The organism is Labrenzia sp. PO1, from assembly GCF_012273635.1.
Taxonomy (GTDB): domain Bacteria; phylum Pseudomonadota; class Alphaproteobacteria; order Rhizobiales; family Stappiaceae; genus Roseibium; species Roseibium algicola.
In genome coordinates this window covers 308,175-327,706 of record NZ_JAAXCR010000004.1, presented here as the reverse complement: position 1 = coordinate 327,706, position 19,532 = coordinate 308,175, and the positions used below count along the sequence as shown (strand labels likewise).

The 19,532-nt window shown below is 59.3% G+C and carries 22 protein-coding genes; 14 read left to right on the top strand and 8 right to left on the bottom strand.

Annotated elements, in window-relative coordinates:
* The first annotated feature begins 10 nt into the window (after positions 1 to 10).
* Complete coding sequence (locus HCG46_RS21645; protein WP_023002616.1) at positions 11 to 637, top strand: DUF1326 domain-containing protein; 627 nt, start codon at positions 11 to 13, stop codon at positions 635 to 637.
* Between the two features lie 25 nt (positions 638 to 662).
* The gene (gene acuI / locus HCG46_RS21640; protein ID WP_168687342.1) at positions 663 to 1,655 is read left to right on the top strand and encodes an acryloyl-CoA reductase; all 993 of its coding nucleotides are present in this window, start codon (positions 663 to 665) and stop codon (positions 1,653 to 1,655) included.
* Positions 1,656 to 1,725: 70 nt separating this feature from the next.
* Here the strand turns inward: acuI and HCG46_RS21635 are convergent, their stop codons facing one another.
* Both HCG46_RS21635 and HCG46_RS21630 read right to left on the bottom strand, forming a co-directional pair.
* Positions 1,726 to 2,118, bottom strand: coding sequence for a hypothetical protein (locus HCG46_RS21635; protein ID WP_152505124.1), 393 nt, complete (start codon positions 2,116 to 2,118; stop codon positions 1,726 to 1,728).
* A gap of 519 nt (positions 2,119 to 2,637) precedes the next feature.
* Positions 2,638 to 3,543: a LysR family transcriptional regulator gene (locus HCG46_RS21630; RefSeq protein ID WP_075282215.1), complete on the bottom strand. Its 906-nt coding sequence runs from the start codon at positions 3,541 to 3,543 to the stop codon at positions 2,638 to 2,640.
* Positions 3,544 to 3,641: 98 nt separating this feature from the next.
* On the opposite strand from HCG46_RS21630, the gene HCG46_RS21625 reads away from it, so the two are divergent.
* From HCG46_RS21625 to HCG46_RS21590, 8 genes are all read left to right on the top strand, one after another.
* Positions 3,642 to 4,256 carry an NAD(P)H-dependent oxidoreductase gene (locus tag HCG46_RS21625; protein WP_055660082.1) on the top strand — a complete coding sequence of 205 codons (615 nt, stop codon included), beginning with the start codon at positions 3,642 to 3,644 and terminating at the stop codon, positions 4,254 to 4,256.
* 284 nt (positions 4,257 to 4,540) lie between these two features.
* The gene (rpmI, locus tag HCG46_RS21620; RefSeq protein ID WP_023002610.1) at positions 4,541 to 4,738 is read left to right on the top strand and encodes a 50S ribosomal protein L35; all 198 of its coding nucleotides are present in this window, start codon (positions 4,541 to 4,543) and stop codon (positions 4,736 to 4,738) included.
* A gap of 26 nt (positions 4,739 to 4,764) precedes the next feature.
* Positions 4,765 to 5,124, top strand: coding sequence for a 50S ribosomal protein L20 (gene rplT, locus HCG46_RS21615; RefSeq protein WP_023002609.1), 360 nt, complete (start codon positions 4,765 to 4,767; stop codon positions 5,122 to 5,124).
* A 210-nt stretch (positions 5,125 to 5,334) separates the two neighbouring features.
* A complete protein-coding gene (locus HCG46_RS21610; protein WP_168687341.1) occupies positions 5,335 to 6,765 on the top strand; it encodes an alanine/glycine:cation symporter family protein in 1,431 nt (476 codons plus the stop codon).
* A gap of 156 nt (positions 6,766 to 6,921) precedes the next feature.
* Complete coding sequence (locus tag HCG46_RS21605; RefSeq protein ID WP_209009573.1) at positions 6,922 to 7,437, top strand: MAPEG family protein; 516 nt, start codon at positions 6,922 to 6,924, stop codon at positions 7,435 to 7,437.
* Between the two features lie 19 nt (positions 7,438 to 7,456).
* Positions 7,457 to 8,113 (top strand): 3'-5' exonuclease, encoded by a 657-nt coding sequence (locus HCG46_RS21600; protein WP_168687340.1) that lies wholly within the window; start codon positions 7,457 to 7,459, stop codon positions 8,111 to 8,113.
* Positions 8,114 to 8,438: 325 nt separating this feature from the next.
* The gene (locus tag HCG46_RS21595) at positions 8,439 to 8,711 is read left to right on the top strand and encodes a hypothetical protein (RefSeq protein WP_031270062.1); all 273 of its coding nucleotides are present in this window, start codon (positions 8,439 to 8,441) and stop codon (positions 8,709 to 8,711) included.
* Between the two features lie 349 nt (positions 8,712 to 9,060).
* A complete protein-coding gene (locus HCG46_RS21590; protein WP_139314091.1) occupies positions 9,061 to 9,381 on the top strand; it encodes a hypothetical protein in 321 nt (106 codons plus the stop codon).
* A gap of 15 nt (positions 9,382 to 9,396) precedes the next feature.
* Here HCG46_RS21590 and HCG46_RS21585 read toward each other — a convergent pair whose 3' ends face one another.
* Both HCG46_RS21585 and ggt read right to left on the bottom strand, forming a co-directional pair.
* A complete protein-coding gene (locus HCG46_RS21585; protein WP_168687339.1) occupies positions 9,397 to 10,782 on the bottom strand; it encodes a multicopper oxidase family protein in 1,386 nt (461 codons plus the stop codon).
* A gap of 107 nt (positions 10,783 to 10,889) precedes the next feature.
* The gene (ggt, locus tag HCG46_RS21580) at positions 10,890 to 12,485 is read right to left on the bottom strand and encodes a gamma-glutamyltransferase (protein WP_023002602.1); all 1,596 of its coding nucleotides are present in this window, start codon (positions 12,483 to 12,485) and stop codon (positions 10,890 to 10,892) included.
* Positions 12,486 to 12,619: 134 nt separating this feature from the next.
* Here ggt and HCG46_RS21575 point away from each other — a divergent pair, with 134 nt between their 5' ends.
* Positions 12,620 to 13,051, top strand: coding sequence for a heme-binding protein (locus tag HCG46_RS21575; protein WP_168687338.1), 432 nt, complete (start codon positions 12,620 to 12,622; stop codon positions 13,049 to 13,051).
* Positions 13,052 to 13,240: 189 nt separating this feature from the next.
* Here the strand turns inward: HCG46_RS21575 and HCG46_RS21570 are convergent, their stop codons facing one another.
* Positions 13,241 to 13,741: a GNAT family N-acetyltransferase gene (locus HCG46_RS21570; protein ID WP_168687337.1), complete on the bottom strand. Its 501-nt coding sequence runs from the start codon at positions 13,739 to 13,741 to the stop codon at positions 13,241 to 13,243.
* Positions 13,742 to 13,760: 19 nt separating this feature from the next.
* Positions 13,761 to 14,351, bottom strand: a complete 591-nt coding sequence (gene phaR, locus HCG46_RS21565; RefSeq protein ID WP_023002599.1) for a polyhydroxyalkanoate synthesis repressor PhaR — start codon at positions 14,349 to 14,351, stop codon at positions 13,761 to 13,763.
* A gap of 295 nt (positions 14,352 to 14,646) precedes the next feature.
* Here phaR and HCG46_RS21560 point away from each other — a divergent pair, with 295 nt between their 5' ends.
* Positions 14,647 to 15,828, top strand: coding sequence for an acetyl-CoA C-acetyltransferase (locus HCG46_RS21560; protein WP_031270058.1), 1,182 nt, complete (start codon positions 14,647 to 14,649; stop codon positions 15,826 to 15,828).
* Positions 15,829 to 15,948: 120 nt separating this feature from the next.
* Positions 15,949 to 16,677, top strand: coding sequence for an acetoacetyl-CoA reductase (phbB, locus tag HCG46_RS21555; RefSeq protein WP_023002597.1), 729 nt, complete (start codon positions 15,949 to 15,951; stop codon positions 16,675 to 16,677).
* Positions 16,678 to 16,746: 69 nt separating this feature from the next.
* On the opposite strand, the gene HCG46_RS21550 is transcribed toward phbB, so the two are convergent.
* Positions 16,747 to 17,568 carry a hypothetical protein gene (locus HCG46_RS21550; protein WP_168687336.1) on the bottom strand — a complete coding sequence of 274 codons (822 nt, stop codon included), beginning with the start codon at positions 17,566 to 17,568 and terminating at the stop codon, positions 16,747 to 16,749.
* A 264-nt stretch (positions 17,569 to 17,832) separates the two neighbouring features.
* A complete protein-coding gene (locus tag HCG46_RS21545) occupies positions 17,833 to 18,576 on the bottom strand; it encodes a DUF3299 domain-containing protein (protein ID WP_168687335.1) in 744 nt (247 codons plus the stop codon).
* 139 nt (positions 18,577 to 18,715) lie between these two features.
* On the opposite strand from HCG46_RS21545, the gene HCG46_RS21540 reads away from it, so the two are divergent.
* Positions 18,716 to 19,357, top strand: coding sequence for a septation protein A (locus HCG46_RS21540; protein WP_023002595.1), 642 nt, complete (start codon positions 18,716 to 18,718; stop codon positions 19,355 to 19,357).
* Positions 19,358 to 19,532: the final 175 nt, after the last annotated feature.

The window sequence follows — 19,532 nt, the reverse complement described above, 5'->3', positions numbered from 1 at the left end:
GGAGAAAATCATGTCCGGCTGGGCCATCAGAGGAGAACTGATCCTCAACTGCAATTGCACCGTCTTCTGCCCCTGCGTGGTATCGCTCGGCAAGCACCCACCCACAGAGGGTTACTGCCAGGCCTGGGCGGGTGTGCGCATTGACGAAGGCCACTATGAGGGCGAGGACCTCTCCGGCCTCAATGTCGGCCTCGTCCTGGAAATTCCGGGCCTGATGGCCCGCGGCAACTGGAAGGCCGCCGCCTATATCGACGAGCGCGCCAGCGAAGCGGCCTATGACGGATTGATCAAGATCTTCTCCGGCCAGGCCAAGGGCACCACCGGCCTGTTCCGGGTTCTGGTCAGCGAGTTTCTGGGCGCCGAACGCGCTCCTGTCTCCTACACCAACGAAGGCAAGAAACGCCGCCTGATCGTCGGCAAGGCGATCAAGGGCGAGGTGGAGCCTGTGCGCGGCGCCAATCCGGACGAGGATATCGTCGTCAAGAACACCGAATACTGGATGGGTTCGGACATCACGGTCGCCACCGCCACGCAAGGCCGCGTGCGCGCTTACGGCAGGGTCTGGGATTTTGACGGCAGAAGTGCTGAAATCTGCCAGATCGACTGGTCCGGCCCGGCGGCGGAAGCCGCCGCCTGAAACCGAAGAGAAAAGGGAACAGCTCATGACCTTCAAGGCACTGATTGTCGACAAGGACGAAGACGGCAAAACCCACGCCTCGATTGAGAACATCGACGTGAGCCGGTTGCCGGAAGCCGATGTCACCGTTGCCGTGGAATACTCCACGCTCAACTACAAGGACGGCCTGTGCCTTGGCCCGGGAGGGGGACTGGTTCGAAACTATCCGCATGTGCCCGGCATCGACTTTGCCGGAACCGTCGAGGAAAGCTCCGACGACTGGTACAAACCGGGCGACAAGGTGGTACTGACCGGCTGGCGCGTCGGCGAAGCGTGGTGGGGCGGCTACGCCCAGAAGGCACGGGTAAAGGGCGAGTGGCTCGTCCCATTGCCGGAAGGTCTGACCACGCGCAACGCCATGGCGATCGGCACAGCCGGCTTCACGGCCATGCTTGCGGTCATGGCGCTTGAGGAGCACGGGTTGAAGCCGGAAAACGGGCCGGTGCTGGTCACCGGTGCCGCTGGCGGCGTCGGCTCCGTTGCAACCGCCATTCTGGCCAATCTCGGCTACGAGGTTGCCGCCGTCACCGGACGCGAGAGCACCTGGGATTACCTGAAGTCTCTTGGCGCCGCCCGCGTGGTGCCACGCGATGACGTTGCCGAAACGGTCAAGCGACCCCTCGAAAGCGAAACCTGGGCGGCCTGTATCGATGCTGTCGGCGGTCCGATGCTTGCACGTGTTCTCGGCCAGATGAAATACGGCGCATCTGTTGCAGCCGTCGGCCTTGCAGGCGGCGCCAATCTGCCGGCAACCGTCATCCCGTTCCTGCTGCGCGGCGTCAACCTGCTGGGCATCGACAGCGTCATGAAGCCTTATGACGGCCGCCTGAAAGCCTGGGAACGGCTGGCGAAAGACCTGCCGATGGACAAGCTGGAAGCGATGATCCACCCGGCAACCCTTGAAGACCTGCCGGCGCTTGGCGCCGACATCCTGAAAGGCCAGGTCAAGGGCCGTGTCGTCGTCGACGTGAATGCCTGAGACAATTCCTTGCCCGGGTGGACAATGCGTCTGCCCGGGCGAATTTCGTCACGGAAATGAATGCAGATCTTCAGGCAGCCGCAGCTATTTCCTGTGAGCGCATGAAGTCGCGATAAGGCACCGGCCTGTAGCCAAAAAGCAGGTAATCGACCTTGTAGTGGTCGATCAGGGCCACATAGAGATCTTCCGCAATATCGACCACTTCAGTTTGCGGGTTCGCGTTTTCCCGTGGCAACGGCTTCTGGATATCGAGATCCTGCGCGAGCTGGGAAAGATCCATGTTCTCGAACCGGATCAGATAGTCCGGCGCCTTGTTCGAATGCATGTGCATCGTGTACTTGAACTGCGGCGGCACCACGAAGATCTGTTCGTTGAACATTTTCCGGAAGAAGGTCAGCGGGTCCCAGGTTGGCAGGTCAGGATACCGGCTGCGGAAGCTTCCGACATATTTTTCCCGGGTCATGAACCTGTACCCGGACAAGGCCCGGTCGATCGGATCTCGTATAGCAACAATAACCTTGTAGTCATTCCAGCATTCTACAGGCGTATTTGTCGTCGGGAATCCGTGATTCCAGACTTCGTCAAAGCCAAGCCAATCTCTCAGGCTCGTACCAGCTACCTTGGGATTGTGTACAAAAACAATCTTTCGATCGTGGCATATGTTGGGATTCATATCCAAGGTTGTCCGAATTATTGTTCCGTAGCCTCAAAACAACATATTCACGACATGATTCTCAAGAAAGAAATGTATTATGGGACAAAGTTTTACACTAAATAACACGTAAAGATTGAATATGGCGCCTTTCTAAGTGAAATTGCCAGAAATGAATAAACTTAATCGTATACATCAGTTTATAAATTCAGGAACACGATCAAAAATCATGAATATTTGAATTCATAAATATTCTTTGAGGTAAAAAACCTTCTTCATTTCAATAAATTGGATAGATTATCTCAAAAGAACAGATCCTCTGACGCATAATCAATTCCCGGAACGTCCGAACTCTGTCTTCAGAAAATCGATCATCACCCGCACCTTGAGCGGCAGATAGGCCCTGCTCGGATAAAGGATCCATGCGGCGGTTTCGAAGTTCGCCGGAGCACACGTGTGGTCGGGAAAGAGATCGACCAGCCTGCCGTCCTTCAGGTCGCTCGCAATCAGCCAGTCGGCCAGCAATGCCGGACCAAGGCCAAGCCTGGCTGCTTCGCGTAGCGCAAGCGCGCTTGAAATTGTCGTTCTGCCCGACACTTCCACATCGAAGGGCGCGTCATCCCCAAGCCTGAAGCGCCAGGCATTGCGAAAATCCGGCAATGCAAAACACAGGCAATTTCGGGCAGACAGGTCACCCGGCGCTTCCGGATGCCCTTCCCTTTCAAGATAGTCTTGCGAGGCCACCACCCGGTAATGGGTTTGCAGCAGCTTTGTGGAAATGAGATCGCCTTTCGGCGCCGCAGCCAGGCGGATAGCAAGGTCCAGTCCTTCGGCCAGAAGATCGAGATTGCTGTCGGAGGGAAAAAGCTCGACCGAGATATCCGGGTACCGGTCGTGAAACACCGGCAGAAGCGGGACGATTCCTTCCAGCACGAAGGCAACCGACGCCGTCATGCGCAAGGTTCCCCGTGGCTGCTGGCTTCTGGCGGCAATGTCCTCGTTCGCCGCCTCGATCTCCTCCACAAGCGGCGCAACCCGCTGGAGATAGGCTTCGCCCGCCTCCGTCAGCGACAGCTTGCGCGTGCTGCGCTGGAAAAGCCTCTGACCAAGCTCCCGCTCGATTGCAGAAACCGTCCGGGACACATTCGAGGCATCGAGATCCAGCGCCCGCGCGGCAGCTGCCAGGCTGCCAAGGTCGCGGACGAGCAGGATTGTCTTGAGGGCTTGCAGATCCATTCATGCAGAATAAGCACGAATATCCTGCAAGCCACAGTGTTTTTCCTCCACACGCGCAGAAATAACCTCCGGGCATCATCCAACCAGGAGATACCCGCATGACACTGCTTCTGCGCATCAATTCCAGTTCCCGCCAGACCGGCTCGCACTCCACCGCCATTGCCGATCATTTCGAGGCAAGCTACCGCCGCAAACATCCCGACTGCCGCGTCATCACGCGAAATGTTGCCGATGGCTCCATCCCGATCATCGGCCAGAAGACCATCGAAGGTTTCTATACCGAGCCCGCCTCCATGACCGAAGACCTGAAAGAAGCGACAGCCCTTTCCGACAAATTGATCGCCGAACTTCAGGAAGCCGACACCCTGCTGATTGCTGCGCCGATCTACAATTTCGCAGTTCCCGCGGCTCTCAAGGCCTGGATCGACCAGATCGTTCGTGTCGGGCACACATTTTCGTTTGACGGCAACAGCTTTCAGGGACTTGCAAAAACCCGGCGCGCGGTGGTGATTTCCGCCTATGGGGCCGAAGGCTATCTTGACGGCCAGCCCTTTGCCGCGGCCAACTTCGTGCAGCCTTACCTCAAGTTCCTGTTGTCGTTCCTGGGCGTTGAGGATATCCGCTTCATTGCCGTGCAAGGCACCGTCGCCGATCCTGAAAAGGTCTCTGCCAGCCTTCTGGCCGCCCGGCAGGAATGCGATCTGGCTGCCTGATCGGCCTTGCTGGCGCACACCGGTCTCCGCGGCCACTGCTTTTGCCGCGGAGGACCGTGCCGCAGATCTGGCCGAAACCGCCAAAAAAGGCGCGCAAACCGGTTGCATTCCAAGGAAAGCTCCCATATAAGCGCCCGGTCCAGAGTCGTCCGGCTCGTCGTGGACTGGTTTTCTGTGTTCTTGCGCAGACCGTTTTCGACAACCGAGGGCATGCCGTGTCGGCTCTGAATGCACCAACAAAAGAGTATCCGTTCTGAACGGATGCACCAAGGAAAGGATGCAAAATGCCCAAGCTGAAAACGAAGTCCGGCGCCAAGAAGCGCTTTAAAGTGACCGCGACCGGCAAGGTGAAGACCGCGCAGGCCGGCAAGCGTCATGGCATGATCAAGCGCACGAACAAGTTCATCCGCAACGCCCGTGGCACCACCACGCTGAGCGACCAGGATGCAAAGATCGTGAAGCAGTTCCTGCCCTACGCATAAAGCCAGCCCCGAAGGAGATCACCTAAATGTCACGCGTCAAACGGGGCGTTACCGCCCACGCTCGCCACAAAAAAGTAATCAAGGCAGCAAAAGGCTATTACGGCCGCCGCAAGAATACCATCCGCGTTGCCAAGCAGGCCGTCGAGAAAGCCGGCCAGTACGCTTATCGCGACCGCAAGGCCAAGAAGCGCAACTTCCGTTCGCTCTGGATCCAGCGCATTAATGCGGCAACCCGCCAGCACGGCATGACCTATGGCCGCTTCATCGACGGTCTGAACAAGGCCGGCATCGAAGTCGACCGCAAGGTTCTGTCCGACCTCGCCATCAACCAGCCGGATGCCTTCAAGGCCCTGGTTGATCAGGCTCAGGGCGCTCTGGCCGCTTAAGGCAGGCTTCCCGATCCGATTTGAAAAACGCGGTTCATTCGAGCCGCGTTTTTTATTGCCTGGTGGCTGCCTATCAACCCGGCAATTCAAAGCTGCATTTTCAAGCACCTCTCTTTTTTATTGCAAACCCCGGAAATTGAAGCCTACCCTTCCGGTTCCGATGAGGCTGACCCTTCGTCAGCCTTGCGGAAAACAAGGAGGGTTGGATCCATGCAGCTTGTCGAGGCGTTCTTCGCCCTAATCGGCGACCTGACCTGGGGGTGGGCACTCATCCCGTTTCTCGTCGTCATTGGCATCTTCTTCACGGTCGTTACCGGTTTCGTTCAGCTACGCTTCTTCCTGCGTATGTTCCGCGTATTGTCTTCCAAGAACCAGTCGGGTGATCCCAACGCCATCTCTGCCCGCGAAGCCCTGCTTCTGTCTGTCGGCGGCCGGGTTGGCGGCGGCAACATCGCCGGTGTCGCCGTGGCGATCACGCTCGGTGGACCCGGTGCGGTCTTCTGGATGTGGGCCGTTGCCCTTGTCGGCATGGCAACCAGCCTGATCGAGTGTTCGCTCGCCCAGCTCTACAAGCGCTCCACGGGTGACGGCACCTATCGTGGCGGACCTGCCCGCACCATCATCCATGGTCTTGGCGCCGATTACCGCTGGCTTGCGGTGCTTTATGCACTCTGCCTCATGGCCTCCTTCGCCTTCGGCTTCAACGCCTTCCAGGGCAACACCGTGGCGGGCGCCGCGGAAGAAAGCCTCGGCATCGGTCGGCTGTGGACGGGCATTGGCCTGACCGTGGTGACCGGCCTGATCGTCTTTGGCGGCATCCACCGAATTGCAAAGGCAGCGGATGTCATCGTGCCGATCATGGCCGTCGGCTATATAGGCATGGCGCTGGTGATCATCCTTCTCAACATCACCGAGGTGCCCGGCGTCATCTATTCCATCGTTCTCAACGCTTTCGGGCTGGAAGAAGTGGTCGGCGGCGGCATGGGCGCAGCCCTTGCGCAAGGCCTGCGCCGCGGGCTGTTCTCCAACGAGGCCGGCCTCGGCTCGGCTCCCAACGTTGCCGCCACGGCGGAAGTCCGCCACCCGATCAGCCAGGGCATCACCCAGTCCTTTTCGGTCTTCATCGACACGATGATCATCTGCACCTGTACGGCGCTGATCATCCTGCTCGGCGATGTCTATGCGCCGGGTGCAGAAGGCGTTGACGGCGTCGTCCTGACCCAGCAATCGCTTGCCTCCCACCTCGGTGGCTGGACGAGCTATTTCCTGACCGGCGCAGTGCTGCTCTTCGCGTTCAGCTCCATCATCTACAACTACTACCTCGGCGAAAACGCCCTCAGTTCGATGACATCCAGCACCATGGCCCTGCACGTTCTCAGGGTCGCCGTGATGGGCGTCGTGTTCCTGGGGGCGACGGCACCGAATGCAACCTCGGTGTTCTTCTTCTCCGATCCGCTGATGGGCGTCCTGGCGGTCGTCAACCTACTCGCTCTGATGATGCTGTTCCCGACAGCCAAGCGGATCCTGGACGACTTCAAGAGCCAGCTTCGGGAAGGTGTCGCCCGACCGGTGCTGAACCCTGACAACTTCGCGGATCTCGACATCGACCGCAGCGCCTGGACCGGCAAGGCACCGGACTGACGGGCTCAAAGACGATCTCTTGCACTGGCGCGGCCTCCCGGTCGCGCCAGTCTGCCTGCACCTGGGCCTGCCAACACTTTTCTTTTGAAGCCCGGTGTGATCCTGTTCCCGTGTCGGTTCCGCCAGCAAACGCGAGGCAGCAGGTTGCCCCTGACAGTGAAACAACATGGTGTGATGAAGGGCATGATCGCGGCGGTAATCGTCGCGGCCACCGGGCTCGGCTTCGGCGCCGTTCAGTATCCGCAGGACTGGCTGCCGGACGGCTCGCCGCAAGCCCGCCTTACGCTCGCCGCCCAGTGTCTGCTGGCCGGCGCTTTCTGGCTGCTTTTGTCGATAGGCCTTCTGGCGCGGCATCGCTTTTTCACACCGGAGGATATCGACGGCAGCGGACTGACCTCTGGCACCGAAAAGGCCAGGGTGTTGCAGGCCGTGCTCCAGAACACGCTGGAACAGACCACGCTGGCCGCCCTTGCCTACATCGCATTCGCAGCACTTGCCCCGGCCGGGTATCTCGGCGCTTTGCCTGCTGCTGCTCTGCTGTTCTGGTGCGGACGCGCTCTGTTCTGGAACGGTTATGAAAAAGGCGCTGCCGCCAGGGCCTTCGGCTTTGCCCTGACATTCTATTCAACCGTTCTTCTGTTTCTGGCCGCCCTCGCTTTTTCCTTCTTTTGATCGGACGGATCTCTTTTTCATGCATCACGTGATCATTTACGACTGCGAATATCTGACCGCGCCCGGCGCCATGAGCCGGCAATGGTGCGGCCCGCTGGATCCGGATCCGAATGTCGCCCAGATTGGAGCGGTGAAACTCTCGCTCGGGAGCGGTTATGACATTCTCGATACCTTCAATGTCCTGATCAAACCGAGGGACAGGTTCGGCAGGCACCCGACGGTAGATCCTTTCTTCACCGAACTGACCGGCATAACCCAGGCGGACATCGACCGCGAAGGCATTGCCCACTCCGACGCATTGGAAAGGCTCGCAGCCTTCGCAGAGGGGGCGAATTTCTGGTCCTGGGGCAAGGACGAACTCACCCTTCTGGCGATCAGTTCCTATATCGAAGGCCTGACACCACCTATCCCCGCCCACCGCTTCGGCAACGCCATCGGCCTGATCTTGAATGCGGGCACCCCCGTTGAGGATATGGGCAAAATGACGAGCGGACGCCTGGCGGAGTATTTTGACCTGAAGACACCGGACGGGCGGCAACACGACGCTCTCGACGATGCCATGTCGGTTGCCGTGAGCCTGCAGCATCTTCTGAGGAGCGAAAAACTGACCGCCGAGGACTTCGCTCTACCACTCGCGGTTCGGCTGCCAGAACTGTCGGAACACCGTTCAGCCTGAGTCCTCCCCCCGCAGGTCAAACCTGATTCCCTTTGCCGTCAGGACTTGCCCCTGCCTGCAACGGGCCGGTTCCGGTTACCACCGCTATCCCCGCTTCCCACTGAAAAGTGTCCGGTTTTGCGCCACTGCATTAACGATTGTTAATGCGGATCGGCGGTTTTCTGCGGACAAAAAGTTAACAAGAGGTTAACGTGGCACGGTGATTGCGACGTTTCAGGTGAGGCAGCCTTGGGCGTGCCATTCTGAAACAATGAGGCGTTAAATCGTGCGAGTTAACCCGGTTTCTTCTGCAGGTCGTGCCAATGTGAGGCGGAAGCGTCCCTCCGTGGGAGAGACGGAGTCCGAGCGGCAGGCGACCTTTGACACGTATCTCCCCGTTCCCGTGGAACCGGAGCTTGAGCGCGAGCAGATTGCGTTCAGCGCACGCTACCGCCCGAACTCTATTTTTCTCGCCCATCTGATCGCGACGCGAGATGGAGAGCCCCAGACAAGGTTCCGCAGGCAAACTGAGCCTCTCACCGGCGTGAACTCCTATCGGGCAACTGCTGCCCTGCCACGCCAGCGCCCTGCCGGCCGACTGCTCAAGACCGAGCGCTAGGCCAACCTGTTTTAAAGTTCCAGAAGTACCACTGGAGACCTTCAACCCGGGGCATTGCTCCGGGTCTTTTTTTGGTTCGCCCGAACATGCTTCAGGTGAGGATCTTGGAGGGGACGTATCAGCCGGACTGCAGAGGCTGGAGACAGAAGCACCGCGGCAAATGACGGCACCGGGAACAAATTCTGCTGACAACCGTTATCTCTACACAGCAGCGGGCAAACCCTTCACCCGTCAAAGTGTGACGCGCGTCACATTTTTCTGTTGTCAGAGACCCTATATTGAAAAACAGATCCGGACTCCCCGGACCTCCGAAAGACTGGCCACGGACTGGCCCACCCCGGAGACTGAAATGCAAGTAAGACCCGTATCGGCCATCCATCCCATGCGCATCCGGCAGAAGCCGGTAACCGCTCCGACTGAAAGAACCGGCTTCGGTTCGACCTCAAATGGTCAGTTTGGCGCTCTGGATGCCGTCCCCGCACATCTCGCCGCACAGGCTTCTCAGCGTGACGCCTATTACGGCGCCCATGCCGAATATGCCACCCAGCTTCTGGCCGGAGACTCGTTTGACGAGCAGACCTGGCTGGAGCGCCGGCAGCATGTCGCGCAATATGCATCCGCCGCCGAAGACGGCGACGAACGCTCCTACACGATCTCCCTGTCTGCCTGACCTGTCGGAAAACGCTCAGGCTTCTACACGCAGGAAACCGGCCAGGCCGGTTTTCTGGTGTTCGATCACATGACAATGGAATGCCCAGTCGCCCGGATTATCGGCAACCAGGGCCACTTCCATGGTTTCTTCTTCCAGAAGCAGCGCGGTATCCGTCACCAGCGGCGGCAGCTTGCGCTTGTTCGACCGCAGCAACTGGAACGACATGCCGTGCAGATGGATCGGATGATCGTTCGGTGATTCGTTTCGGAAGCGCAGGATGTAGGACTTGCCGTGCCGCATGGTCGCCAGCGGATCGAACGGCCCGGGCACATCCCCGCCCCAGGCCACCCGGTTGATCGACCAGAAGGTATAGCCGAGCGAACCACAGATGCTGGCCTGCGGCGCATCCCCGCCCGGAGACCAGCCGAACACGAAATCCAGAACCTCGGCATTGGCAAGGTCTGCCTGTGGCACAGGGTTCGGCTTGAGTGGCTTCAGTTCTCGCAGGTCCCTGCCGGCTGACGCGCCCTTGGGCTGGAACGTCGCCAGCACCTTGTCGCCATTCGGCTTTTTCAGAACAAGCGTGGGAACCTCGTCTTCACTGTCCGGCACACGCAGGGCAACATCAGCCCGCTGGCCGGGCGCAAGCACGATTTCGTCCATCGCCACCGGCTGCGGCAACGGGTTGCTGTCGATTGCGATCACCAGTGCCTCGGCACCGGAAACTGTATATCTGCCGACCCTTGTGAGATCGGTGACAGCCAGACGCAGACGCACGAGAGAGCCCGCGGCAAGTTCATAAACGGGCTGTGGTTGCCAGTTGACTGTCGAAACGGTTCCGAGCGTACCGCCTCGCGCGGCATTGCGAGGCTTGTAGAAGGCAATGAACTGGCCGTCGCCCCCAAGCCGGAAATCACGAATATTCAGTGGCAGGTCGCTGTCGAAGCCGGCATCTTCCTCGTCTTCCACCACGATCACCCCGGTCATTCCCCGGGCGATCTGTTCCAGCGTGTTGCAATGCGGGTGGTACCAGAAGGTGCCGGCGTCAGGCGGCGTGAACTCGTAGCGGAACGCGTTTCCCGCCTCGATCGGATATTGCGTCAGATAGGGTACGCCATCCATGTTGTTGGCGATCCTGAGGCCGTGCCAATGCACCACCGACGCTTCATCGAGCGCGTTCTTCACGTCGATCGTGGTGGTCTGTCCCTTGCGGAACCGCAGCACCGGCGGCGGACCACTGGGGCTGAAGCTCATCATGTCAGCCGTGACCGTTTCCGGCAGCACGGAATGATTGAGCCTCGAAAGGGTCAGGCTGTGCTCAGCGGCCAGTGCCTGCCTGGCACCAAGTCCACCGGCCGCAAACGCCGTCAGCGCCCCGGCGCCGCCAAGCAGGATCTCCCGCCTCGAAAATCCGGGCATATTGAAAACCTCATATGATTATCGGCGCGTCCAACCGCACCAAACACCCGTGAGGCGGCGATCACAAGGTTCAAATTGACGCGGTCAGGTAGCCTGTCGAAGCCGGGTCAGTAGCCTCCGGCATGCCCGTCCTTGCGTGGATCGGAGCCTGCGGTCAGCAAGTGCCGGGCCTTGTCGATCATGATGGCCTGGGACCCGCCGATCGGGCCGGACGCCGGAACGACGGAATGGCCCAGCGCGCGAAGGCCGTCGAGCGTGGACGGTGGCACCAGTCGTTCCGCCTGCAGTTCGTGGCTGGCGATGTCGAAGAACATGCGCGGGAAGTCGATGGCGGCCTGAACATCCATGCCATAGTCGATGATGTTGGTCAGCACGTGTGCATGGCCGCAGGCCTGGTAGTGGCCACCCATCACGCCGAAGGACAGGAACGGCGCCCCTTCTTTCAGCACCATCGCCGGGATGATCGTATGCATCGGCCGCTTGCCGCCGTCGATGGAATTGGCATGTCCCGGCTCGGCCCGGAACGAACTGCCACGGCAATGCAGCAGCACACCGGTTTCCGGAGCGACAATGCCGCTGCCGAACCCGCTGAACAGGGAATTGATGAAGGAAACCGCAAGTCCGTCCCTGTCGACGATCGTCAGGTAGACCGTATCCGTCTGCGGAGCCAGCGCACTTGCCGGGACCGAGTCCATCCGCTTGGTCAGCGACACCTGCCGGGCAAGCTGGTCGATATAATCCGCGCCGATCAACCGTGTATGGCAGACATCCATATAGCCCGGGTCGGTGATGAACTGCTCCCGGACGCCATAGGCCAGACGCGCGGCTTCCATTTCCAGGTGGAAACGTTCCGGACCGAGCGGATCAAGGCTTTCCAGGTCGAACTGTTCCAGAATACCGAGCATGATCAGGGCAACGATCCCCTGCCCGTTTGGCGGCAATTCGGCCACCGTGTGACCCTTGTAGTCCCTCAACACCGGTGACACCGCTGTCGTGTGGCAGGCGGCCAGATCGTCCTGGGTCATCAGCCCGCCGCGCGACTGCAGCGCGCTCACGATGTCGTCGGCAACCGGGCCAGAATAGAAGGCATCCGCCCCGCCCTCGGCAATTGCCGCGAGAGTGTCTGCCAGACGCGGATATTTCAGAACCGTGCCGGTTTTGGGTGCTTCACCCTTGATCAGGTAGCGCGCGGCCGAAACCTCGTCGGCGCGCAGCTTGTCGACATCCCCGGCCCAGTCACGCGCGACACGCGGGGCAACCGGAAATCCGTCGCGGGCATATTGAATTGCCCGTTTGAACAGGGATTTGAAACTCTTGGTGCCATGCGCCTTCAGCAGCGTTTCCCAGGCCCGAATGGCACCGGGTACGGTCACGGCATGGGGCGACGTGTCGGTGATGTCCTTGACGCCAAGCTCTGCAAGCTTTTGCGGTGTCGCGGCCCGCGGGGCTGCACCTGAGCCATTGAAACCCGTCAGGCGTCCATCCGGCTCCATGACAATGGCAAAACAGTCGCCGCCGATACCGGTCATATGCGGTTCGACAACACATTGAACGGCAACTGCCGCGATCGCGGCATCAACCGCATTGCCACCTGCCTGAAGCACTTCCAGAGCCGCGCTCGTTGCCAGCGGATGAGAGGTCGCAGCCGCTGCTTCGCGTGCAAAAACCGGGGACCGGCCCGGGGCCTGAAAATCACGCTTCACTGAATTCCTCCTGGCCGAAGTGTCTTTCTTTCCGAATCGCAGCAATAGCTTCTCGGGAAAGCCGCCTATTCGCCAATGCCATGTTCTGTTAGCAAATCGGTATCGCGGTCAGCACCTTAAGGAGAAGTGGGAAAATGCGCAAACTGACATTATCAACGGCAGAGACCATCATTTCTGCCGCTTTTGAAAAAGCAGCCGAGCTGAATCTGAAACCGCTTACCGTTGCTGTCCTCGATGCGGGTGGTCATGCCATCCTGCTCAAGCGGCAGGACGGATCCTCGATCATGCGTCCGCAGATCGCCACGGGCAAAGCGATAGGTGCACTCGCTGTCGGCACCGGCACCAGATGGCTGAACGCCAATGCAGAGTCCCGTCCGCATTTCGTCAACGCTCTGAACGGCGTTTCCGGCGGGGCCATCGTACCGGTGCCCGGCGGCGTTCTGGTGAAGAACGACGAAGGCGAAACCCTTGGCGCTGTCGGCATTACCGGCGACACGTCCGACAATGACGAAGCCTGCGCAGTCGCCGGCATTGCCGCTGCAAACCTGGTTGCCGACTGCGGCTGAGGGAAAGACCGGATCTGCCTTCTTTCAAGAAGCCTCACCTACCCTTCACCTCATCCTGAGGAGGGCCGATAGGCACGTCTCGAAGGTGGGCTGCAAACACAAGAGCAAGCGGCCCATCCTTCGAGACTCGAGTGAGCTCGCTCTTCGGGATGAGGCTTTATTTTGACGGCGGTCCGGGCTGACGCCCGTTCAGACCGGCCCCAGGGCTTTGCGATAGATATCCAACGGCCCCGAAGCCGATTGAAGTGTTTTGACCTGCTGCCAATCCCGTCTGAGGACGAGCGTCCCGGCCGTTGCTGTTGCAGTCAGAATTTCCGGAAATCCGATCCTGGTGGCTTCCCGTTCTGCGGCAGCGATCAGCTTGATGCCGATACCTGCTTTCCGGCAATCGCGATGCACAAGCAATGCGGTCAGCCAGGCGCCGGGATAAAGGTCCGACCCCGGCGAGGTATCGCGCAGGGAGACCGTTCCCAACGGCCTGCCATCTCCGTCCAGCGCGACCAGACAGCGCGGCAGGCGAGCATTTGGCAGAAGGCACTTTTGCAAATCTTCCCGCGCATCGCCGGGTTGCCCCGGGCCATACCAGTCGGCCCATTCCTCGACAAACCACGTCTCGAGGATTTTCAGCAACACGGGATCATCGCCAAGCGCAATGATGGCGACGGTCATGCGGTCCGGATCACGGCTCATTGCAGGTCGCGTAAACGCCTCAGGACTTTTCGCTGAGCTGGTTGATCTTTTTCTGCATGTCTTCCAGCTGGCGCTTCATGTCGTCGAGATCGTTTCCGCCGGACTTTGCAGGCTTGGCCTGGCTTGCCGGGTTGGCAGTCGCAGCCGGATCTCCCCCTGCGGCCGGAAAGGGCATGAACATCTTCATGGCCCGCTCGAACATCTCCGTGTTGCGCTTGACCTGGTCCTCAATGGCCTCGAACGCCGTTGCGCCGAAAGCTTCGCTCATTTGCGAACGCAGCTTCTCCTGCTCCTTGGTGAGCGAGGTCATGGAATATTCCAGGAAGCTCGGCACGAGGCCCTGCATGCTGTCGCCGTAAAAACGGATCAGCTGGCGCAGGAACGTGACCGGCAGAAGATTCTGCCCCTTGCCTTCCTGTTCGAAAATAATCTGGGTCAGGACCGACCGGGTAATATCCTCACCGGACTTCGCGTCATAGACGACAAAGTCCTCCTCCCCCTTCACCATCACCGCCAGGTCCTCAAGCGTGACGTAGGTGCTGGTGCCCGTGTTGTACAGGCGCCGGTTGGCGTATTTCTTGATGATTGTCGGCTCGTTGGTCTTGGCCATCCGTGAATTCCGCCTATCAGCCTTGTGGCTAGTTTCCCATTTGACGACAAGGCTTTCGCAGGCCTGTCATCTCCTCCGTGTAAGAGACTAAGCCAATCGTATCGGATCGTGCCAGCCTTTTTATGTGCGCTGACGAAAGGATTATACCGCAAATGCGAAAACAGGCCTTCGATACGGAGTGTTACGGTTGACACAAATCTCAGCGCAGTTTCTAGTCCATGCATAATAAGCATCGACAGGTGCCCCTGCGGCACCAGTCCACTACGGTCAATTGGCCTCAAGTCTGGAGAGTATGATGAGCGCTTTCACCGATATCGTCATTGTCAGTGCGACCCGCACGCCCGTGGGGTCGTTCAATGGCGCCTTTGCCAACACCCCGGCGCATGACCTCGGTGCCATTGTCATGAAGGCGGCCATGGAACAGGCCGGCGTCGAAGGCGGCGACATCGACGAAGTCGTGTTCGGTCAGGTTCTGACGGCCGGTCAGGGCCAGAACCCGGCGCGTCAGGCTGCCATCAAGGCAGGCATTGCCGATAGTGCGACGGCCTGGACGCTCAACCAGGTCTGCGGTTCCGGTCTTCGCACCGTTGCCATTGCAGCGCAGCAGATCATTTCAGGCGACGCCACCATCATGATGGCAGGCGGCCAGGAGAACATGTCGCTGTCGCCGCACTGCGCCCATATGCGCGCCGGCTACAAGATGGGCGACTACAAGATGATCGACACCATGATCAAGGACGGCCTGTGGGATGCCTTCAACGGCTACCACATGGGCCAGACTGCCGAGAACGTCGCCGAAAAGTGGCAGATCAACCGCGACCAGCAGGACGAGTTCGCAGTTGCTTCCCAGAACAAGGCGGAAGCTGCCCAGAAGGCCGGCAAGTTCAAGGACGAGATCACCGCGGTAACCCTGCAGGAACGCAAGGGCGAGCGCGTCGTTGCCGATGACGAATATATCCGTCACGGCGCCACGCTGGAAAGCGTCGCCAAGCTGCGCCCGGCCTTCACCAAGGACGGTTCCGTGACCGCCGCCAACGCCTCCGGCATCAACGACGGTGCAGCCGCCATTCTGGTGATGAGCGCCGCCGAAGCCGAAAAGCGCGGCCTGAAGCCGCTCGCCCGCATCGCCTCCTGGGCCACCGCGGGTGTCGATCCGGCAATCATGGGCTCCGGCCCGATCCCGGCATCGCGCAAGGCGCTTGAAAAAGCCGGTTGGTCCGCTGCCGACCTCGATCTCGTGGAAGCCAACGAAGCCTTCGCCGCTCAGGCTTGCGCGGTCAACAAGGACATGGGCTGGAACCCGGACATCGTCAACGTCAACGGCGGCGCGATTGCCATCGGCCACCCGATCGGCGCGTCCGGGGCTCGCATCCTGACCACCCTGCTGCACGAAATGAACCGCCGCGACGCCAAGAAAGGCCTTGCAACACTGTGCATCGGCGGCGGCATGGGTGTCGCCATGTGCCTGGAGCGCTAAGCCGCAAAGGCAAAGAAGGATCATGGCCGGGCCTCCGGCCATGATCGGGAACAGCAAACAAGACTGAATTGATGTCAGAGAGCCCAAAGGGCCCGGAACTGGAAGTCAGGAGGAAGGGGAATGAGCAAGGTCGCATTGGTCACGGGTGGTACGCGCGGTATCGGCGAAGCAATTTCGCGGGGTCTGAAAGACGCAGGCTACACCGTGGCGGCAACATATGCCGGCAACACCGAAAAGGCCGAAGCCTTCAAGGCCGAGACCGGTATCCACGTTTTCAAGTGGGACGTTTCCGATCCTGACGCCTGCGCGGCAGGCATTGCCCAGGTGGAAAGCGAACTGGGTCCGGTGGAAGTGCTGGTCAACAATGCGGGCATCACCCGCGACGGCATGTTCCACAAGATGAGCTTCGAACAGTGGCGCGAAGTCCTGTCGACGAACCTCGATTCCATGTTCACCATGACCAAGCCGGTGATCAACGGTATGCGGGAACGGTCTTCGGGCCGCATCATCAACATCTCTTCCATCAATGGCCAGAAGGGCCAGATGGGCCAGGCGAACTATTCCGCGGCCAAGGCCGGCGTGATTGGCTTCACCAAGGCACTGGCGCAGGAAAACGCCTTCAAGGGCATCACCGTCAACTGCGTCTGCCCGGGCTACATCAACACCGACATGGTCGCCGCCATGCCGGAAAAAGTGCTGCAGTCGATCATCTCGGGCATCCCGGTCGGTCGCCTCGGCCATCCGGAAGAAATCGCCCAGACGGTGGTCTACCTGGCGTCCGACGCCGCCGCCTTCATGACCGGCGCGGTGATGACCATCAACGGCGGCCAGTACATCGCCAACGGCTGAGGCTTCAGTAAAACCAGAACTACGGAAAGGCGCTCTCGGGCGCCTTTCTTTTTTCTGTTTTTTAGAACGTTACTCTCGTTGATCCTGGCCGAAACAGACGCGCTGAAGCCAGCCGCGATTAGCCTTCTGATCGGGAACAAAGCCACGTTCATAGTAGCTCCACGCCCAGGCCTTCTCTCGCGAAACCAGGAAAAAATTGCCACCTCTTCTGCGTTTGGCCAAAGTCAGGAGAGTCAGACGGTCGCCGACCTGCGCGATCTTTTGAGTGGTGGGAAAGTAGATGCAGTGGTCGCTGCCATTGACAGCAGCATACGCTTCAGAGCGTACCAGGGTCGGATACCAGAACCAGCTATAAGCCGTGAGAGCCAGCAGGACCGTGGCGGTTCCAATGCCGAATGGATGAAGAAAAAGCCTTGATGCTGGTCGTTTCAGCCAAGACTCAGTGGTCTTGGCAAATAGCCAGATACAGAAAAGAGCAAGGCTAACATGCAGTAGCATGGCGTGGGACAGGTCACTGGTTGCCCAGGCCAGGTTGCAAAAAAAGATCAGCGTCAAAATGCCTGACGCACCAAACCCCACGACTAAGTCCAGCCAGTAAGGCGATGCGGTTTCAACATCTTCAAAACAACGTTTCTTGTCTGCGAAATGGAGAAACAGCACGCACAGCAAGCGTAGCGACACGCTCATACCTATTGCAATACTGGCGAAGACAACGACAAACAAAACACCCTCCCGGTCAGAGGGGCCGGTAAAACGCCACCAAAGCAACAGTCCTGAAAAAATCGCGAGGGCTATCTTCATGGCAGTTTTCAACCTGACCATGAAAATCGGAAATGTGATAATAAACCCTACGATCCCGAGAAACCCAAGAAAAGAAAAAATCTTAATCATCACAAAGGCACCAGAGCTGAAACGAAAGGAACCACCGCAAGAGTTGAAACGGTTTCTACTATGGATCAGATCTTGATGAATGCTCCGGTTTTCAATCTACTGCGCAAAATCATCTCGGAATTTGCGCAAAAATTGCACCGGCGAGCTGGTTTCCGACTTTTTTAGTTTCTACCTATCCATCGCGTATTTTAGCCTGGCACCTCAGACAAACGAATTTCAGCGATCACGCGGCTTTTCCAAAAAGCGCCTGTTGCAGCGCCTTTTTTATGGGCGCTTCCAGGAGTTCTCAGGCACCGGCCCCTTGAAGAACTTCCAGATCCGGCTCATAGGGTCCGGGGCGGTCTCCTCACCCAGGCTTTGAGCGCCTGTGACCTCCATCTCGAACGCCGCGATCATGTCGACCTGACCGTCCAGAAGCGTGATTTCCTGGCGGGTCGTTTTCAACGACAAGCGCCCGGTTAACCGGACCGGTTCATAGACATACTCCGCCCTCCAGCCTGTCGACAGCCGGTACCGGATCATCTGGTTGGGATCGGGCGCCGGCATGTGGCTGCACATGCCCTGTTCGGGAACAAGGTAGCCGGCGATCACCTCATCGCTGCCGGGTTCCTGCACGGGGATCACATACCCGGTAATCTCGATGTCCCTCCCGGCCAGAGCCTTGTTGCCGGCAAGCGACGCAGCAGCCCGTTTCTTCGCAACCTCGAAGCGTTGCGACAGCAATTTGTCCGTCGGCACGCCGGCCGCTGCAAGCTGGGCCTCTTCCTGCTGAAGACGACGTTTCAGCGTTGAACGATCCGCGTCAGTCGCAGCCGTCCCATCCAACTGCTGGCGAAGCCGCAGCACCGTGCCCAGCGACCGCAGCTCTGTGCCGCTGAGCGCGGCAAAGGGGTCCTCATAGGCTGCGGCCTCCGGATCCTTGAGCTGGTCCCAACGAACAGGCATCGCCGCGAAGGCAGAGACCGTAAGCAGCAAGGTGGCCGCGAGGCATAGCATCCAACGTTTCATCTTCACGCTTCCCGGTGCCTCTCTACTGGCCCTGAAATTTTCCGGCTCTATTTTCCGAATCGGACCGGGGTCCTTGACCCTGGCACCCTCCATCACCTATGTCCGGAAGCAGACTTCCTGAACAGGATAACGGAAAAACATGGAATTCGAACACGCCCCGAACGACCCCACCCGCAAGGAACTTTCCCCGCTCCTGAAGCTGGCGCTGGAATTGGGACCGCTCGGCGTGTTCTTCCTGTTCAATGCCCGCGGCGAACAGATCGCGGCGGCCTTTCCGGTGCTGCAACAGGTCGGCAAGCCAATCTTCCTGGCAACTGCCGCCTTCATGGTGGCCATCAGCATCTCGCTGGTCGTGTCACTGTGGCTGACGAAGCGCCTGCCGATCATGCCGCTGGTGTCCGGCGCGGTGGTTCTGGTTTTCGGCGCCCTGACGCTGTGGCTCCACGACGAACTGTTCATCAAGCTGAAGCCGACCATCGTCAACTGCCTGTTCGGCACGGTTCTGCTGGGCGGATTGCTGTTCGGCAAGGCACTGCTCGGCTACGTCTTCGACAGCGCCTTCCGGCTGACGGACGAAGGCTGGCGTAAGCTGACATTCCGCTGGGGCGTGTTCTTCTTCGTGCTTGCCGCAATCAACGAGATCGTCTGGCGCAGCTTCTCGACCGATTTCTGGGTCAGCTTCAAGGTCTTCGGCATCATGCCGATCACACTTGTCTTCACCCTGACCCAGCTGCCTCTGATCCAGAAACACGCGATCGTCGAAGACGGCAAGGACGCCTGACCCCTTCGGTCATGGCACTGCACCGTTATTCCGACAAATGCAGCAAAGCGCCGCACGCCGATCCGGAAACCGGATATCGGCGCGAGCCAAGCAAACCCATTCTCCTCAAATGTGGACCGCGCTAAAACGCAAAGGAATTCCGCGTGCCGGTTCTGCGCTCGGCCGCGTCACCCTT

What these genes read in the sequence shown, in the direction of transcription:
- HCG46_RS21570 (WP_168687337.1), bottom strand. Translation starts at nt 13,741, where the DNA reads ATGAGCCGTGATCCGGACCGCATGACCGTCGCCATCATTGCGCTTGGC.
- acuI (WP_168687342.1), top strand. Translation starts at nt 663, where the DNA reads ATGACCTTCAAGGCACTGATTGTCGACAAGGACGAAGACGGCAAAACC.
- phbB (WP_023002597.1), top strand. Translation starts at nt 15,949, where the DNA reads ATGAGCAAGGTCGCATTGGTCACGGGTGGTACGCGCGGTATCGGCGAA.
- HCG46_RS21590 (WP_139314091.1), top strand. Translation starts at nt 9,061, where the DNA reads ATGCAAGTAAGACCCGTATCGGCCATCCATCCCATGCGCATCCGGCAG.
- rplT (WP_023002609.1), top strand. Translation starts at nt 4,765, where the DNA reads ATGTCACGCGTCAAACGGGGCGTTACCGCCCACGCTCGCCACAAAAAA.
- HCG46_RS21585 (WP_168687339.1), bottom strand. Translation starts at nt 10,782, where the DNA reads ATGCCCGGATTTTCGAGGCGGGAGATCCTGCTTGGCGGCGCCGGGGCG.
- HCG46_RS21540 (WP_023002595.1), top strand. Translation starts at nt 18,716, where the DNA reads ATGGAATTCGAACACGCCCCGAACGACCCCACCCGCAAGGAACTTTCC.
- phaR (WP_023002599.1), bottom strand. Translation starts at nt 14,351, where the DNA reads ATGGCCAAGACCAACGAGCCGACAATCATCAAGAAATACGCCAACCGG.
- HCG46_RS21545 (WP_168687335.1), bottom strand. Translation starts at nt 18,576, where the DNA reads ATGAAACGTTGGATGCTATGCCTCGCGGCCACCTTGCTGCTTACGGTC.
- HCG46_RS21610 (WP_168687341.1), top strand. Translation starts at nt 5,335, where the DNA reads ATGCAGCTTGTCGAGGCGTTCTTCGCCCTAATCGGCGACCTGACCTGG.
- HCG46_RS21625 (WP_055660082.1), top strand. Translation starts at nt 3,642, where the DNA reads ATGACACTGCTTCTGCGCATCAATTCCAGTTCCCGCCAGACCGGCTCG.
- HCG46_RS21575 (WP_168687338.1), top strand. Translation starts at nt 12,620, where the DNA reads ATGCGCAAACTGACATTATCAACGGCAGAGACCATCATTTCTGCCGCT.
- HCG46_RS21560 (WP_031270058.1), top strand. Translation starts at nt 14,647, where the DNA reads ATGAGCGCTTTCACCGATATCGTCATTGTCAGTGCGACCCGCACGCCC.
- rpmI (WP_023002610.1), top strand. Translation starts at nt 4,541, where the DNA reads ATGCCCAAGCTGAAAACGAAGTCCGGCGCCAAGAAGCGCTTTAAAGTG.
- HCG46_RS21600 (WP_168687340.1), top strand. Translation starts at nt 7,457, where the DNA reads ATGCATCACGTGATCATTTACGACTGCGAATATCTGACCGCGCCCGGC.
- HCG46_RS21635 (WP_152505124.1), bottom strand. Translation starts at nt 2,118, where the DNA reads ATGACCCGGGAAAAATATGTCGGAAGCTTCCGCAGCCGGTATCCTGAC.
- HCG46_RS21550 (WP_168687336.1), bottom strand. Translation starts at nt 17,568, where the DNA reads ATGATTAAGATTTTTTCTTTTCTTGGGTTTCTCGGGATCGTAGGGTTT.
- HCG46_RS21645 (WP_023002616.1), top strand. Translation starts at nt 11, where the DNA reads ATGTCCGGCTGGGCCATCAGAGGAGAACTGATCCTCAACTGCAATTGC.
- HCG46_RS21630 (WP_075282215.1), bottom strand. Translation starts at nt 3,543, where the DNA reads ATGGATCTGCAAGCCCTCAAGACAATCCTGCTCGTCCGCGACCTTGGC.